General features: G+C 64.8%; 16 protein-coding genes and 1 tRNA gene. 5 read left to right on the top strand and 12 right to left on the bottom strand.

What is annotated here, in order from left to right; all coding sequences use genetic code 11:
• Positions 1-15: 15 nt before the first annotated feature.
• Positions 16-987: an acyltransferase gene (locus VMJ11_RS14615; protein ID WP_325620107.1), complete on the bottom strand. Its 972-nt coding sequence runs from the start codon at positions 985-987 to the stop codon at positions 16-18.
• A gap of 574 nt (positions 988-1561) precedes the next feature.
• On the opposite strand from VMJ11_RS14615, the gene VMJ11_RS14610 reads away from it, so the two are divergent.
• Both VMJ11_RS14610 and VMJ11_RS14605 read left to right on the top strand, forming a co-directional pair.
• Complete coding sequence (locus VMJ11_RS14610; protein WP_325620106.1) at positions 1562-2149, top strand: DUF1439 domain-containing protein; 588 nt, start codon at positions 1562-1564, stop codon at positions 2147-2149.
• Between the two features lie 95 nt (positions 2150-2244).
• Positions 2245-3102, top strand: coding sequence for an undecaprenyl-diphosphate phosphatase (locus VMJ11_RS14605; protein WP_325620105.1), 858 nt, complete (start codon positions 2245-2247; stop codon positions 3100-3102).
• Positions 3103-3166: 64 nt separating this feature from the next.
• Here VMJ11_RS14605 and trmB read toward each other — a convergent pair whose 3' ends face one another.
• The 5 genes from trmB to VMJ11_RS14580 form a co-directional block, all read right to left on the bottom strand.
• Entirely contained in the window at positions 3167-3949 is a 783-nt protein-coding gene (trmB, locus tag VMJ11_RS14600; RefSeq protein ID WP_325620104.1) for a tRNA (guanosine(46)-N7)-methyltransferase TrmB, read from the bottom strand.
• Positions 3950-4287: 338 nt separating this feature from the next.
• On the bottom strand, positions 4288-4512 hold the full coding sequence (locus VMJ11_RS14595) for a hypothetical protein (protein ID WP_325620103.1): 225 nt from the start codon (positions 4510-4512) through the stop codon (positions 4288-4290).
• Between the two features lie 224 nt (positions 4513-4736).
• A tRNA-Gly gene (locus tag VMJ11_RS14590) sits at positions 4737-4811 on the bottom strand.
• Positions 4812-4919: 108 nt separating this feature from the next.
• A complete protein-coding gene (locus tag VMJ11_RS14585) occupies positions 4920-5483 on the bottom strand; it encodes a YggT family protein (protein ID WP_325620102.1) in 564 nt (187 codons plus the stop codon).
• A gap of 104 nt (positions 5484-5587) precedes the next feature.
• Positions 5588-5908 (bottom strand): EthD family reductase, encoded by a 321-nt coding sequence (locus tag VMJ11_RS14580; RefSeq protein ID WP_325620101.1) that lies wholly within the window; start codon positions 5906-5908, stop codon positions 5588-5590.
• A 615-nt stretch (positions 5909-6523) separates the two neighbouring features.
• Here VMJ11_RS14580 and VMJ11_RS14575 point away from each other — a divergent pair.
• Together VMJ11_RS14575 and VMJ11_RS14570 are read left to right on the top strand one after the other, a co-directional pair.
• Positions 6524-6685 carry a hypothetical protein gene (locus VMJ11_RS14575; RefSeq protein WP_325620100.1) on the top strand — a complete coding sequence of 54 codons (162 nt, stop codon included), beginning with the start codon at positions 6524-6526 and terminating at the stop codon, positions 6683-6685.
• Positions 6686-7126: 441 nt separating this feature from the next.
• A complete protein-coding gene (locus VMJ11_RS14570; RefSeq protein ID WP_325620099.1) occupies positions 7127-7429 on the top strand; it encodes a hypothetical protein in 303 nt (100 codons plus the stop codon).
• Positions 7430-7563: 134 nt separating this feature from the next.
• On the opposite strand, the gene VMJ11_RS14565 is transcribed toward VMJ11_RS14570, so the two are convergent.
• The 3 genes from VMJ11_RS14565 to VMJ11_RS14555 all read right to left on the bottom strand — a co-directional run bounded on the left by VMJ11_RS14565 (position 7564) and on the right by VMJ11_RS14555 (position 11580).
• Positions 7564-8238 (bottom strand): LysE family translocator, encoded by a 675-nt coding sequence (locus VMJ11_RS14565; protein ID WP_325620098.1) that lies wholly within the window; start codon positions 8236-8238, stop codon positions 7564-7566.
• 135 nt (positions 8239-8373) lie between these two features.
• Positions 8374-9846: an NAD-dependent succinate-semialdehyde dehydrogenase gene (locus tag VMJ11_RS14560; RefSeq protein WP_325620097.1), complete on the bottom strand. Its 1473-nt coding sequence runs from the start codon at positions 9844-9846 to the stop codon at positions 8374-8376.
• Positions 9847-10002: 156 nt separating this feature from the next.
• On the bottom strand, positions 10003-11580 hold the full coding sequence (locus tag VMJ11_RS14555) for a UbiD family decarboxylase (RefSeq protein ID WP_325620096.1): 1578 nt from the start codon (positions 11578-11580) through the stop codon (positions 10003-10005).
• Between the two features lie 613 nt (positions 11581-12193).
• Here VMJ11_RS14555 and VMJ11_RS14550 point away from each other — a divergent pair.
• Complete coding sequence (locus VMJ11_RS14550) at positions 12194-13390, top strand: transglycosylase SLT domain-containing protein (RefSeq protein ID WP_325620095.1); 1197 nt, start codon at positions 12194-12196, stop codon at positions 13388-13390.
• Positions 13391-13514: 124 nt separating this feature from the next.
• Here VMJ11_RS14550 and VMJ11_RS14545 read toward each other — a convergent pair whose 3' ends face one another.
• From VMJ11_RS14545 to ribH, 3 genes are all read right to left on the bottom strand, one after another.
• Positions 13515-14708, bottom strand: a complete 1194-nt coding sequence (locus tag VMJ11_RS14545; protein WP_325620094.1) for a pyridoxal phosphate-dependent aminotransferase — start codon at positions 14706-14708, stop codon at positions 13515-13517.
• Between the two features lie 93 nt (positions 14709-14801).
• Positions 14802-15236 (bottom strand): transcription antitermination factor NusB, encoded by a 435-nt coding sequence (gene nusB / locus VMJ11_RS14540; RefSeq protein WP_028211566.1) that lies wholly within the window; start codon positions 15234-15236, stop codon positions 14802-14804.
• Positions 15233-15745: a 6,7-dimethyl-8-ribityllumazine synthase gene (ribH, locus tag VMJ11_RS14535; protein WP_325620121.1), complete on the bottom strand. Its 513-nt coding sequence runs from the start codon at positions 15743-15745 to the stop codon at positions 15233-15235. Before ribH ends, nusB begins: the two co-directional genes overlap by 4 nt.
• Positions 15746-15776: the final 31 nt, after the last annotated feature.

Here is a 15776-nt window from a genome sequence, read left to right as displayed (position 1 = left end):
GCACTTCTGATTCACTTAGCGGGGCTCTTCCAGCGCGCCGCGCCTTGCAAACAAAGTTTGGCGCACCCAGTTGCTGACGCCTTCCGTGCACTGCATGGCGGGCTTCTCGATAAATCTGAATGTCGTATAACTGGCGATAATCAAGATCGGGGTTATCAATAAGATCAAGGACCAATGCTCCAAAGCGGTAAGCGATTTCCAGTTTTGTTTCCCAACGGCGAAATTGAAAAGCGTGAATAGAAAAAATCCGTGCAGGAGATATATGCTGTAAGCAAGCTCTCCTAGCGTGCGGGAGAGCGGGCTGGTTAGCGTCCCGAATAAGGTGGCTCCGCCGGCGATCAAGATAAAACTCAGGGAAAGGAGCGCGAGTGGGATGCGTGAATATGACGTTGGAAACAATGTGAGCGCCATGGCGATTGCTGCGATTACAACGACTGAGGCGATTTTCTTTTGTGCAATGTTTCGGAACCAGACGTGGCGGCAGAGGAATGCAGCAATTATCCCGCTGAAAAATGGTGCCATGAATCTCGGTTCCGCGTGAATGTGGATGAAATCCAGTCCGCCGATGAATCCGATTATCAGAACTGGAAGCAGCGGAATCGTTCCAATCGCGACTGCCAGCAAAGGAAGGCAAAGATAGAATGCCCATTCATAGGCAAGCGTCCACGGTACTCCCGCCATAATGAGCCTGGTTCCCTCTACTCCGTTTAAATCCGGCTCGCCAAAACTGGAAAAAGCTATCCATCTCAATGCATTGAGTACCAGGGTTGTCGGGGACTGCGCCAGTGTGAAATTCGACACGATGGCAACTGACGCGAAAAGTAACAGCATGGCAAACAGATATAATGGCGCAAGTCGCAGGATCCGGGAGATATAAAGCTTCGTCCAGTCAACGCCTTTATATTTTTCGTTGATTATTTTCGTGGAGAAAAGAAAGCCAGTGATCATAAAAAACAGGGATACGCTTACTCTCCCGAGATTTGCCATGAAGTTCGACGGGGGGAGTCAAACGCAGAGGTTTTGAGATAAAAGTACCAAATGCAGGAATGGTGCAGAAAGACGAAAAATGCCAGGTATCCTCTCAATCCGTCAATCGTTGAAAAGCGCCCTTGCGCTTTAGGTGCGCCGAATCGCCAAATCAATATCCTGGCTGTAGCGAGTGCGAGGAGCAACGCGAGAAGAACCGGGAAAGGGCTAGTCGGGCTTATCATTCGAATTGACCTCTCAGTGAAGCCGGCGCTGCGCCAGAGCGAAACCCAGCATACCTGCCCTTTCCGTCCAGAAGTCGGAGAGTTGTCCTGGAGTGTTACCGAACACTCATTGAATATCGGGTGTGTTCTAAGGGCGGCCATCGATGCGGTAGCAGCCGCAAGCAGAAATGTGCATGGCGTCGCGCGAGGAGGCGCTTGTCTGGCTCACGCGTGTCGAAGCGCCATCCCAGGCGTAGCCGCAAAATAAGCGCTGAGCAAGGACGCGACACATGCGCACGCCGGTTTGCGCCAGAATGACGGCGCGGCGCGCCGGCAAGGCGCACGCATCTGGCCCATCAAGGAGATTTCGCATGATTCACACCGCAACGCGCGTTTCCCGGCGCGCCTTCCTGCTTGCAGCCTGCGCCGCGGCGGGTACGGCGATGTCGCTGGGCGCGTGTGCGACGGGGATATTCCCGTTCATTCCCGATCACTACACGTTTTCGCAGCAGCAGGTGCAGGACGCGGTGCAGCGCAAGTTCCCCTATCACCGCTCGATGCAGCAGCTCTTCGACGTCGCGCTGACGAACCCCGTCGTGACGCTCCAGCCCGAGCGCAACCGCGTGGCCGTGAGGCTCGATGCGCACCTCGAGAGTCCGTTGATGCAGCAACCCGTGAGCGGCGCGTTCACGGTGTCGAGCGAGCTGGCCTACGACAGCGCGAGCCGCGCCGTCGTGCTCAGGTCGCCTTCGGTCGACGGCGTCGACATGACCGGCAACGCCGCCGCCTACGCGCCGCAGGTGAGCGCGGTCGCGGCGCTCGTCGCCACGCAGTTGCTCGACAACTACCCCGTCTACACCTTCAAGCCGGAACAGCTGCAATTTGCCGGCGTGGCTTACGAACCCGGTACAATCTCCATCCTTACAAACGGCATACGCGTGCAGATCGTCCAGAAATAGACAGACGAAACGCCGGCGCGCGGCCGTCGTCGGTCGTGCGGCGCGGCGTGCGTGCCGTCCCGACGCTCATTCTCATAAAGAAGAGGGATAAAGGGATGGACTGGATATTGACCTGCAAGGCCTTGATTCTCGGCATCGTCGAAGGGCTGACGGAGTTTTTGCCGGTTTCGAGTACGGGGCATTTGATCGTCGTGGGCAGCGTGCTCAATTTCGAGGGCGAGTACGCGAAGACCTTCGACGTGGTGATCCAGTTAGGCGCGATCCTCGCGGTGTGCTGGGAGTTTCGGCGCAAGATCGGCGATGTCGTCGTGGGCCTTCCCACGCGGCCCGATGCGCGGCGCTTCGCGCTCAACGTGATCGTCGCTACGCTGCCGGCGGTGGTTCTCGGTCTGATGTTCGAGAAGGCCATCAAGGCAGTTCTTTTTTCGCCGGTGCCGGTCGCATTCGCGCTCGTCGGAGGTGGCCTCGTCATCCTGTGGGTCGAAAATCGCTTGCGCGGCGGCGCGAGGGCGCTGCCGGTCGCTGCCCAGCGTAGCGCGCGGGTGACTTCGCTCGACGAGATCACGCCACTCGACGCCCTCAAGGTGGGCTGCGCGCAGTGCTTCGCGCTGATTCCGGGCATGTCGCGCTCGGGCTCGACCATCATCGGCGCGATGCTGTTCGGGCTCGAGCGTCGCGTCGCGACCGAGTTCTCGTTCTTTCTCGCCATTCCGGTGATCTTCGGCGCGACCGTCTATGAGATGCACAAGAACTGGCACGCGCTATCCGTGGACTGGCTCGGGCTCTTCGGCGTCGCGTTCGTGGCCGCCTTCGTCAGCGCGTTCGCGTGCGTGCGCTGGCTGCTGCGCTTCGTCGCTTCACACGATTTCACGGTCTTCGCCTGGTACCGGATCGTGTTCGGTCTCGTGATCCTGCTGTTCGGCTACGGCGGCGGCCTCGGCTGGGACGACTAAAAAGCGACGCGGGCGCCGGATGACATCACGGCGCCCGTCGGGTTATGGGTTGCGGCGCGCGGTATCAGTGCGCGCGGCGACGAAACACGAGATCCCACACGCCGTGGCCGAGGCGCAGGCCGCGGCGCTCGAACTTCGTCACCGGCCGGTAATCGGGGCGCGGCGCGTAATCGGCGGCCGTATTCTCGAGTGCGGGCTCCGCGCCGAGCACTTCCAGCATCTGCTCCGCGTAGTTCTGCCAGTCGGTCGCGCAATGTAGGTACGCGCCGGGTTTCATGCGCGAGACGAGCTGGGCGACGAACTTCGGCTGGATCAGGCGGCGCTTGTGGTGGCGCGCCTTGTGCCACGGATCCGGGAAGAAGATGTGCACGCCGTCGAGGCTCGCGGGCGCGATCATGTGCTCGAGCACTTCCACCGCGTCGTGCTGAATGATGCGGATGTTCTGCAGATCCTGCTCGCCGATCAGCTTAAGCAGTGCGCCGACGCCCGGCTCGTGCACCTCCACGCCGAGGAAATCGTCCTGCGGACGCAAGGCGGCAATCTCGGCCGTGCTCGCACCCATCCCGAAACCGATCTCCAGCACGCGCGGCGCGTGGCGTCCGAACACGGCGTCCCAGTCGGCGGCCTCGGGCGCGTATGGCACGACGAAGCTCGGGCCGAGCTCGTCGAGCGCGCGGCGCTGGCCGGTCGAGACGCGGCCAGCGCGGGTCACGAAGCTGCGGATGCGGCGGTGATGCAGGGCGTCGCCAGCGGGGGCGTCGGATTGCGCGTTCGCGTCGGAGGCGGCGTCCGGTGCGTCGGACGGCGTGCAGTCGGGGCGGACTGCGTCGTTGGGATCGTGATTCATCTTCGCGGATGGTGGTGAGAGCGGCGATGTTCGCGGCTATCGGTAACTGGGGCAGGGTTGCGCCATTGCTTGCGCCATTGCCGCGGCGCTGGGCGTGCCGGGCTGTGCGCCGGATGCGCTGCCGCGGCAGGCCGCCCATTGGGCTGCGCGCTGCCATTTCCGTTCGCCAGAGACGCAAGCCGCCTTCGGCCAGCGAAGCATGCGCGGCGCGCTCGAAGCCCGGCGGCTCCGAAGCCGTGGCGCATTATATCAGCGCGACTGGACGGCTCCGGCGGGGGGCTGGGGCGTGCATACCTGCTGCGTAACCCGGGAAGTTAGTCGGCGTGTCGATCAGCGCCTCAATCGGCAGAAATGACGACTCGCATCCGTGTGGGTTCGTTCAGCTCGAACACCTGCACGCGGCCGGCGCGCACGTCGAGCAGCAGGCGCGCGAGATCCTCGGCGGCGGCGTGCAGGCGCTCGGCTACGGCGGGCGTCTGCTCTTCTGCGTCGGCGAGGAGGGATTTGCGCGATTTCATGAGCAACGCGATCGCGCTGCGCCGGGGTATGAAGAATTCTTCCATCGGGGGACCGGTGCGCCCGGGAGCGCACGGCAAGTCGTAATGCAGCAGTCGTGCGAAAAGCGTGTCGGCGGACCTGCTTGCGGCGCGTACGGGCGGACCCGACGAGCGCCAGACTGCATTGTGCAACGGAGGAGTTCAGGTCTGCCCGGCGTGTACCGGTGAGGCGGGCAAGGCGTCCCGCGAGGGGGCGCTCGACGCCCCGAAGAGCGGCCGGCAAGCCGATGTGGAGCGGGCGATGGGAATCGAACCCACGTCTCCAGCTTGGGAAGCTGGGGTAATAGCCATTATACGACGCCCGCAGAGCGCGCCATTTTACGCGCTTTCAGGCCAGTTGCGCAATGATGCGACCGCACCCGGCGGCGCGAGAGACCCGCTGCCGGGTGCGGTCGCTGTGTGCGGATGCGCCCTCAGATGCCGAATAGCGTGAGCGAAACGGCCGCGCGGGTGACTACCATCAGCAGGACCTGCACGATCACGAAGAGCAGGATCGGCGAGAGATCGAGTCCGCCCAGGTTTGGCAGAATGCGCCGCAGCGGGTTGAGGAACGGCGCCGTCAGCTGGAAGAGCACCGGCATGGCCGCCGAGCGCGGGTTGAGCCACGAGAGCAGCGCCATCAGGATCGTCAGCCAGATCAGCAGGTTGAGCGCCCATTTCACGAGCGTGAGCAGCGCTACGATCAGAAGCGTCGGCAAGAGACCGAGCGGGTCGACGCCCGCGATCCACACCATGAGTAGCACATAGGCGATGGCCGCGACCAGCGCCGCGACGACGCTCGCCCAGTCGATGCCGCGCACGCCGGGAATGACATGGCGCAGCGGCAGCACTAGCCAGTTGGTGACCTGTTGGATGGCATGGGTTACGGGGTTGTACGGAGGCACACGCACATACTGCAGCCAGGCGCGCAGCAGCAGGGCGGCGCCGAATAGCGTGAAGACCGTATTGAGCAGAAAGCGGGCGATATCGCCGAACATCGGTGTTGTTTCCTTCTTGTGTTGGGTGGCGGCGCGTCTGGCGTGTGGCGGCCGATAAGGGGGGGCCGAGGTCAGCCCGGCCCGGTTCAGCCGGGCGCAGGCAGTCAGACAGACACCTTGACCTCGCTGATCAGGATCCTGCCATTTCCGCCGTCGGTGTAGTTGGGAATGTCGTCGAGGAGTGTGTCGGCATGCGGCTGGAACGCCGCATAGAACGCGTCCATCGTCTCGAACAGGAAGTGGCCGGCCGCAACGTAGGGCGGCGGCGTGCCCGGCCGCCCCGCATTGATGCCGATGTCGACCGACCAGCCCTTGAGCGCGCTGCCGAAGAGCTTCGCCGCGAGCGGCATGTGGTGCGTGCTGTAGTACTCGGTGTCGAAACGCCCGTTCTCGCGATACGGATAGAGGATGCTGACCTTGATCATTGTGCGTTCTCGTCGGTGAGTCCTGTGGACGCGCGTTGCGACGCGCGCCGTCGCCACATTACCACGGCTTACGCCTCGCCAGTATTCGCGAACCATGCTACCGCGCTGGCTTCCGGCACGTGGTGGCAGATCAGGGCGTCGATGTGGCAGCCACGGAAAGTGGCTGCGCTCGCGTCAGGCTTTTCCGCGAGCAGCTACAGTATTTCCGACAGATTGCGGTTTCGTGCGTCCAGACGGCTCACGCTGTTGCGTCGATGCACCGCGCTGCGCGCGAAATGTTCGCTTTCGTACCGATAGCGTGGCGCCCGCGCGATTACAACTGGCGCTGTAATGGGCGCGACGACGTGCCTGGCATTCGCGGGACGCACAGAGCTACGCGGCACGATTCCTGCTGGAGCGCCGACGGGCGGGCATAAGCGCCGCAGCCCGGGCCCAGCACGGGTAAGGCGCAACGTCCAGCCCATTGCGCATATACGACGCTCGTGCGGCTATCTCGCAACAGCGCGAACCGTTGTCCTGCAATCTGAGCACAATGGTTTTCATCGCTTCGGTTTCGTCGTCGCAGTCGTGGAATTGGGTTTGTTCCTGTCGGTAGTCCGATTCGGGGAGTTCACCATGAGCATCTTCGCTTACCGAAAGCATCTGCGGTTTCTCTCGCCTGTTCAACGCCGCCGCTGGTGGGATCAGAAGAAGCGCCTGACGCCGCGTGTACGCATTAGCGGCGCCTACGTGCCACCGAACGTCACGCGCGAGTTCGCTTATGTAAAGGTCGGATAGGCGGAGAGTGGGTCCATCGCGGCCGGCGATGCTTGCACCGCCGGCCGTTCGGATCAGATGCCCGGTCCCAGGACCGGGCATCGTCGTATACACGCTCATCACACTCTGCGGAGATGGCGGCCATGACGGCTGCGTGCAGGCTGGCACAACCAATTTGTAATCAAACATTACCGAGAAATTTGCGTCGCGGCGCCAGCGTGTCGGTAAGAATGACAGGTTCTATGATCCCGTAACGGTTGACCCCCTTGATGCGGCCTGGCGGCAGCGCTCTTTCGCCGCAGCCACGCCGGGCGGACTTGACGAGGCACCATGCAACCCGCAGATGGGATTGCAATTCGAAACAAATGGCTACCGATGGCAGCCGCCGTTTTCGATAAATTGAATGCGTGGGCTGTACCCGTCATGTAAGCGTCGCCGTTGTCGGCCGCCAGGAGAAGAGAAGTGAAAAAGACCGTTTCGTTCATCGTTGCCGCCGCGCTGGGTGTGGGGTTCGTCAGCGCGGCTCAAGCACACGTTTCTGTGGGTATCGGCATCGGCGTTCCGGTTGCTCCGGCTTATCCGGTGTATGCCGCGCCGGTCTATGCACCGCCGCCCCCGCCCGTGGTTTATGCGCCGCCGCCCGTGGTCTATGCGCCGCCGCCTGCCGTCGTCGTTGGCGGCTACGGTTACTACGGCCATCCTTACTGGCATCACGGCTACTACCGCGGCTACTACGGCCACGGTTACGGTTACTACCGTCGTTGAATGCGACGGGCGGGATAATCCGCCCGGGCGTCAGCGCTCCGAACGGCGCAACGCCGGCTCACGCCGCGTTGCGCCGTTTGCTTTGTGGCGACCTCTGAGCGCCGTCGAGGCGCGTTGACTCGCTGATGAGCGCTTTACATCGCGCCCGCACCCTGCAAGATCAAATCGCGATATCCGTGCACGATCACGCTGTACGAAAAGTACGCGAACAACAGTGCGGAGAGCACGTGGCAGGCGCGCAGCAAGCCGGTGCCGGCGCGTTTGCGGCCATGGCTGGCGAGGCCGCAGAGAAAGAGCGTCCAGCCGAGTCCTCCCGCGAAAAAGCCCAGTAGGAATAGCGAGGCCGCGCCGGCGCTCGTCGCGCCCGATTTCGCGATCAGCGCGCCGCCGACGGCCGCGAACCAGAGAATCGCGCTCGGAGACGATAGCGCGAGCAGCACGCCGCGCACGAAGCTGCGCCACGGCCTCGGCAACGGTGTGGCGCTATCGGCTTCGCCTTCCACGGGCGGTGCCGAAGCCGGATTGAGCGCTTCGCGCGTCATCTTCCATGTGAGCATCAGCAGCAGCGCGGCGCCGCCGATCCAGACGATCCAGCGTACGGCCGAAAACTGCAGTAGCGCTGCCATGCCCGCGAGCGCGAGCGCTGCATAGATGAGGTCACCGAAGCACGAGCCGAGGCCGAGCCAGAAGCCCGGTCGAAAGCCATGCGTGAGCGTGAGCGAGATGATGGCGACGTTGGCGAGACCGATGTCGAGGCAAAGCGAAAGCGACAGGAAAAAGCCGTCGGAAAGCAGGGAAACGGAAGGCATGAAAACGATTTCTTGTTGGTATGGACTACGTGCTGTGGCCGCCCGCCTGAGAGCAGGCGGGCGACGCGCTGGCTAGCGGCTCAGGCGCGGCTCAGGGTCGGCTGAGGCTCGGCCCAGGATCGGCTCAAGCCCGGCTCAAGCGCCGATACACAGATACTTGAGTTCGACGTATTCGTCGATCCCGTACTTCGAACCCTCGCGCCCGAGGCCGGATTGCTTGACGCCGCCAAACGGCGCGACCTCGTTCGAAATGAGCCCGGTGTTGATGCCGACCATGCCGTATTCGAGCGCTTCGGCCACGCGCCAGACGCGGCCGATGTCGCGGCTATAGAAGTACGAGGCGAGGCCGAACTCGGTGTCGTTGGCGAGGCCGATCACCTCGGCTTCGTCGCTGAAGCGGAACACCGCCGCGACCGGACCGAAGGTTTCCTCGCGCGCGATCAGCATCTCGCGCGTGACGTCGGCGAGCACGGTCGGCTCGACGTAGCGTCCCGAGCTGACCTTGCCGCCCGCGACGAGCTTCGCGCCTCTCGCGGTCGCATCATCGATGTGCTGCGCGACCTTGGCGACGGCCGCGTCGTCGATCAACGGCCCGAGGTTCACGCCGCTCTCGAAGCCGTTGCCCACCTTGATCTTGCGCGAGGCGGCGGCAAGTTTCTCGACGAAGGCGTCGTACACCTTGTCGTGCACATAGAAGCGGTTCGTGCACACGCACGTCTGCCCCGCGTTGCGGTACTTCGAGATGATCGCGCCTTCCACGGCAGCTTCGAGGTCGGCGTCGTCGAACACGATAAAGGGGGCGTGGCCACCCAGTTCGAGCGCGATCTTCTTGACCGTGGGCGCGCACTGCTGCATGAGGATGCGGCCCACCGGCGTCGAACCCGTGAACGAGAGATGGCGCACGATGTCGCTTTCGCACAGCGCCTTGCCGACCTCGATGGAGTTCGCCGAGTCGGCAGTGACCACGTTGAACACGCCCTTGGGCACGCCCGCGCGCTGGGCGAGCTCGGCGAGCGCGAGCGCAGAGAGCGGTGTTTGTTCGGCGGGCTTCACGACGATTGTGCAGCCCGCGGCGATGGCAGGCGCGACCTTGCGCGTGATCATTGCGATCGGGAAATTCCAGGGCGTGATCGAGGCGCAAACGCCGATCGGCTGCTTGAGCACGACGAGCCTGCGGTCGCTCGCCGGGCTCGCGAGCACGTCGCCGTTCACGCGCTTGGCCTCTTCCGCAAACCATTCGAGGAACGCGGCGCCGTATAACACTTCGCCGCGCGCTTCGGCAAGCGGCTTGCCTTGTTCGGCGGTCATGATCGCGGCGAGGTCGTCGGCGTGCTCGATCACGAGATCGAACCAGCGTCGCAGCACGGCCGCGCGCTCCTTGCCCGTCTTCGCGCGCCACGCGGGCAGCGCGGCGTTGGCGGCGGCGATGGCGCGGTGCGCCTCGTCCGCGCCGAAGTCGGGCACGCGCGCGATCTCGGCGTTGTCGGCGGGGTCGAGCACGGCAAACGTGGCCGCACCGCCGCTCCATTCACCGTCGATGTACGCGCGGGTCTTGAAGAGGGCGGGATCGTTCAGTTGCGTCAGGCGCTCGGATGCGGACAAGCTCATGTTCGTGTCTCCTCAGTTTCACTGGCGACGCGGCTCGTACCGGGCACGAGGCGCGAAGCGGGAAGCGCGGCGTCGCGAAAAGGGCGTCGCGGATGAATCGGCCGGCGTGCCGCCCAAGCCCGGGCCGCACGCCGGATCGCAAGCCGCGCCGGGCAGCTAGCCGCGGCCGAAACCAAGCTCGACGTACAGGCGGTCGACGCGCGTCTTGACGGCCGCGTCCATCTCGATTGCGCGGCCCCATTCGCGGTCCGTTTCGCCGGGCCACTTGTTGGTCGCGTCGAGCCCCATCTTCGAGCCGAGACCCGCCACCGGCGACGCGAAATCGAGGTAGTCGATCGGCGTGTTCTCGACGAGCACGGTGTCGCGCGCCGGGTCGATGCGCGTGGTGATCGCCCAGATCACTTCCTTCCAGTCGCGGATGTCGACATCATCGTCGACCACGACGATGAACTTCGTATACATGAACTGCCGCAGGAAGCTCCACACGCCGAACATCACGCGCTTTGCGTGCCCGGGATAGCTCTTTTTCATCTGCACGATCGCCATGCGGTAGCTGCATCCCTCGGGCGGTAGATAGAAGTCGGTGATCTCGGGAAACTGCTTCTGCAGGAGCGGCACGAACACTTCGTTGAGCGCGACGCCGAGCACCGCGGGCTCGTCGGGCGGCTTGCCCGTGTAGGTTGAGTGATAGATGGCGTCGCGGCGCATCGTGATGCGCTCCACCGTAAACACGGGGAACCACTCCTGTTCGTTGTAGTAGCCCGTATGGTCGCCGTAGGGTCCTTCGAGAGCGTGCTCGTAGGAGGCGCTCGCGCCCTTTGCAGGACGCGGCGGCGCACCCGCGGGCGCCGGGCCGGGCTCTCCCGTTTGCGGGTAGATGAAGCCTTCGAGCACGATCTCGGCCCGCGCGGGTACCTGGAGCGTGTCGACGCCGGGCGTCAGGCACTTCGCGAGCTCGGTGCGGGCGCCGCGCAAAAGGCCGGCGAACTGGTATTCGGACAGCGTGTCAGGCACGGGCGTGACGGCACCGAGGATCGTTGCCGGATCGGCGCCCAACACGACGGCCACGGGATAGGGCTTGCCGGGATTTTTCAGCGCGAACTCGCGAAAATCGAGCGCGCCGCCGCGATGCGCGAGCCAGCGCATGATGAGCTTGTTGCGTCCGACCAACTGCTGGCGGTAAATGCCGAGATTCTGGCGGGTCTTGTTCGGGCCGCGCGTGACGGTCAGGCCCCAGGTCACGAGCGGGCCGGCGTCGCCGGGCCAGCAGATCTGGATGGGCAGCTTGGCGAGATCGACGTCGTGGCCTTCCCAGACGATCTCCTGGCAAGGCGGCGCGCTCACGGTCTTTGGCGCCATGTCCCAGACAGCCTTGGCGAGCGTGAGGAGCTTGCCCGCGTCCTTCAGCCCGCGCGGCGGCTCGGGCTCCTTCAGCGCGGAGAGGAGGCGCCCCACGTCGCGCAGCGACTCGAGCGCCGCGCCGTCGCCGCCGCTTTCGGGCGCGTCGATGCCCATGCCGAGCGCGACGCGGCGGGGGGTGCCGAACAGATTGCCGAGCACCGGGAACGCGTGTGTGGTGCGGTTTTCAAACAGCAGGGCCGGGCCGCCGGCACGCAGGACGCGGTCGCACAGCTCGGTCATCTCCAGCACCGGGGAAACGGCTTGCGGGACGCGGCGCAATTCGCCGAGCGTCTCCAGGCGGCCAACGAAGTCGCGCAGGTCTTTGTATTTCATCAGGAGCCAATCGTGGCCAACCGGGGCGGCCAACTCGGGGGCCGCATCGGGCGGCGGCTGCAGGGTCCGCGGCCGGCGCTTGAAGCCGGACGACACGCGGCGTAACGATTGTCGATTTTACCTGTGTTGGCTGGCGCACGCTGCCAGCCAATCCGCATAACCACCCGCAGACGCGCGTGCCGCGCGGATTGCGGCCGATTGAACAGTGTTCATCATTACAATTAGTTATAGATTTGACATTCTATAGTATTGACGATCTATAAAACGCTGCTAGAATCCGTCCACATTGGTTGCAGGTTTTGAAATTTTTAACCATCTCCCGGTCCTTCAGACGCAACGCGTCGCCGTTTAGCCGACTCCCTGCACGGCTGCACACGGTCTAGATTGGTTGTCCTCGCCAGTGCGGCCTTCGCGCTGGCTGTTCGCGTGAGAACTCCCCGCGCGCGCACTTAGCGTGCCTGGTTGTAGACGAGGGGTTCCACACACGGCGTACTTGCCGTTTTCCCGATGCCGCTGCCGCACCAGCCAGGGCGCGCGGTGTCTTGATCCTGCGATTGGCCGTCTGCCTCGCGCCGACACTCCCGCCGGATCATGCAACATGGGAGATCCGTAGATGAATACCTGGTTATCGTGGTGGCGCGCCGACGAGCGTGCGGCTCCTGGCCTGCGTGCGCTGCTGCGCCGTGGTACCCGCCTGAGCCACCACCTGTTCAGCATCGTTGGCGGCTGCGCCGTTTTGCTCGCGCTCGCCCTCTGGCTGCTGCCCACATGGCGCGGCACGCTGGCCGCACGCATGATGCCGTTCGTTTCGGCGGCGGTGCAGGCCGGTCCGGCGCGTCTGCTGCAAGGCAATCCGCTGCCTTCCTTCGCGCCCCCGGGTGTGACGACCAACGAAGACAACGCTGACGGCACGATGCTGCCCACGGCGCTCCAGCCCGACGCGGGCGTCTCGCCCGCAGGTTCCAGCGATGCCGCTACGAAGGTCGCGACCTCGGTGTCAAACGGCGGCATCGCCACGCTCGAAGCCGCGACGCTCAATAGCCTCGACCCGCGTGCGCTGCCGAGCGTCGGCACGCTCGCGCGCATCATTCCGGCGCAGCGCATTACGCCCGACGCCCGCGACGACCGCGTGCTCGTTTCGGCGCGCGAACAGGCGCTCGTCGCCACGTATCTGGCGCGTCGCTATCGTGTGGCGCAGCAGCCGGTCGGCGAGCTCGTGAAAGCGGCGTTCGACACCGGGCGCGAAGTAGGGCTCGATCCGCTGCTGCTCCTCGCGGTGATGGCGATCGAATCGGGCTTCAATCCGTACGCTGAAAGCGGCGTGGGCGCGCAGGGCCTGATGCAGGTCATGTCGAAGGTCCACTCGGACAAGTTCCAGTACTTCGGCGGCCAACGCGCGGCGCTCGATCCGCTCGCGAACATCAAGGTGGGCGCGCTGGTGCTGAAGGATTGCATCGCGCGCGGCGGCTCGCTGCCGGGCGGCCTGCGCCTCTATGTCGGCTCGACTTCGCAGGACGACGGCGGCTATGGCGCCAAGGTGATGGCCGAGCGCGGGCGTCTGCGCGACGTTGCGCGCGGTCGCAATGTCCCGATCAACGCACCGCAGGCGAGCGGCACCGCGACGGCCAGCGAATCGGCACCGCAGAAGGTGGCGAGCGTCAACGGCGACAAGCGCGTGCACGTGACGCTCGACGGCGGGCACGAGCTCATCGAGAAGACGTCGGCTCCCGCGAAGGCAGCGTCCGACCAGGACGATGCGAGCACGGGCACGGCGGCTCAGAAGCATGGCTCGGCCGAGATGGGTGCCTGATTTGGGTACCTGAGTTTGGGTACCTGAGCGTGTAGCTGAAAGGCCGGAAAGAACAAAAAGGCACCCGAGGGTGCCTTTTTGCATTTCTGCGCTCAGGAGTGGTCGGCGTTCGACCGGGCGCGGATCAGCGCCCGAAGAACGTGCGCAGCCGCCCGATCGCTTCCTCCAGCCGCTCGTACGCCGTCGCATACGAGAGCCGCACGTACTGGTGCGGGGCGGCCACGCCGAAGTCCATGCCGGGCACCATCACCGTGCCGGCATCGTGCAGCATCGCGCGCGTGAGCGCGTCGCTGTCACCGGCGGCGGGGTGGGCGACGTTCGAGCAGTCGGCGTAGACGTAGAACGCGCCGTCGGGCATCACGGGCACCGTGAAGCCGAGCGATTCGAGCGCGGGCGCGATGAAGTCGCGGCGGCGCTTGAATTCGAGCCGGCGCGCTTCGTAGATCTTCAGCGTGTCCGGCTCGAAGCAGGCGAGCGCGGCGTGCTGCGCGAGCGCCGACGCGCAGATGAACAGGTTCTGTGCGAGCTTTTCGAACGCGCCGATGAGCGCGGGTGGCACCACGAGCCAGCCCAGACGCCAGCCGGTCATGTTGAAGTATTTCGAGAAACTGTTGACGGTCACCACATCGTCGCCGAACGAGAGCGCGGAGACGGGCGGCGCGTCGTAGGACAGGCCTTGGTAGATCTCGTCGACGATCGTGAAACCGCCGCGCGCGCGCACGGCGTGCACGATGCGCTTGAGCTCCTCGGGTTCGATCGAGGTGCCGGTGGGGTTCGACGGCGAGGCGAGCAGCACGCCACGCGTGCGAGAGGTCCAAAGGCGCTCGACATCCGCGGCGGTGAGCTGGAAGCGTGCCTCGGGGCCGCTCGGCACGAGCACCGGCTTGCCTTCCGCCGCGGCCACGAAGTGCCGGTTGCACGGATAGCAGGGGTCGGGCATCAGCACTTCGTCGTCGCGGTCGACGAGCGCCGTGCAGGCGAGCAGCAGCGCTGCCGAGGCGCCCGCCGTCACGACGATGCGCGCCGGGTCGACCGTGAGGCCATACGCGTGCTCGTAGTGCGCGGCGATCGCCTCGCGCAGCGCGTGAATGCCGAGCGCGCTCGTGTATTGCGTGACGCCGCGGCGCAGCGCGGCGGCCGCGGCCTCGACGACGGGCTCGGGCGCCGTGAAGTCCGGCTCGCCGATACCCATGTGGATGATGTCGCGTCCAGCGCGCTCGAGTTGCGCGGCTTCCTTCGCCAGTTCCATGACGTAGAAAGGCTGGATTTCGTCGACGCGCGCGGCAAGCCGCAGCAGCGGTTCGGCAACGATGTTCATGCGGGGCTTTCCAGTACTGACAGATCTCGCGGCGCGCGGGGCAGGGCGCTCAGGTGCTTGCAGGCGCCCAAGGCGACCCCGCGGCTCGCGTTCTTACGACTTGCGGGCGTTTTGCGCCTCGGTGGCGCGCAGTTGCGCCGCGAGCTTGTCGAGCACGCCGTTCACGTACTTGTAGCCGTCCGAGCCGCCGAAGGTCTTCGTGAGCTCGACCGCCTCGTTGATCACGACGCGATACGGAATGTCGACGTGGTGCTTGAACTCGTAGGTCGCCACGAGCAGCACCGCGCGTTCGACCGGCGAGAGCTGCTCGATCGGACGGTCGAGGCATGGTGCGATCGCGGCGGACAGTTCGTCCGATTCGCGGATCACGCCGTGCAGGATCGCGTCCAGATGCTCGTGATCGGCCTTGTCGTAGCCCTGCGAACCGCGCAATTGCGCGTCGATCTCGCCGGCGGGCACACCCGACAGCAGCCACTGATACAACCCCTGCGTGGCCAGTTCGCGGGAGCGGCGGCGCGCGCTCTTCATTGCTGTTCCTCTTCGTCTTCCTCGTCTTCTTCGTCGTCGCCGCCGTCGAGCTGCTCCAGCGCCACCGTCAGATTCGCCATTTCGACGGCGACACGGGCCGCGTCACGACCCTTCTCGGTCATGCGTGCGACGGCTTGCTCCTCGGTCTCGGTCGTGAGCACGGCGTTGGCGACCGGCACGTTGAAGTCGAGCGAGACGCGCGAGATGCCGGCGCCGCTTTCGTTCGAGACGAGCTCGAAGTGGTAGGTTTCGCCGCGCACGACCGCGCCGAGCGCGATCAGGGCGTCGAACTGGCCGCTTTCGGCGAGCTTTTGCAGCGCGAGCGGGATTTCGAGGGCGCCCGGCACGGTGACGAGCAGCACGTCTTCGCCCGTTACGCCGAGGCGCTCGAGTTCTTCTATGCAGGCGTCGGCGAGGCCGTTGCAGACGGGTTCGTTAAAGCGCGACTGGACGATGCCGATGCGCAGTCCGTCGCCGTCGAGGTTCGGTTGGTATTGTCCGATTTCCATGTGGTGTCCGTAGGTTCGGTTGAGCGTGGTG

It is taken from the genome of Paraburkholderia sp. (genome assembly GCF_035501035.1).
In the GTDB taxonomy this organism is placed as follows: Bacteria; Pseudomonadota; Gammaproteobacteria; order Burkholderiales; family Burkholderiaceae; genus Paraburkholderia.
This window is presented reverse-complemented; position numbering and strand designations above follow the sequence as displayed.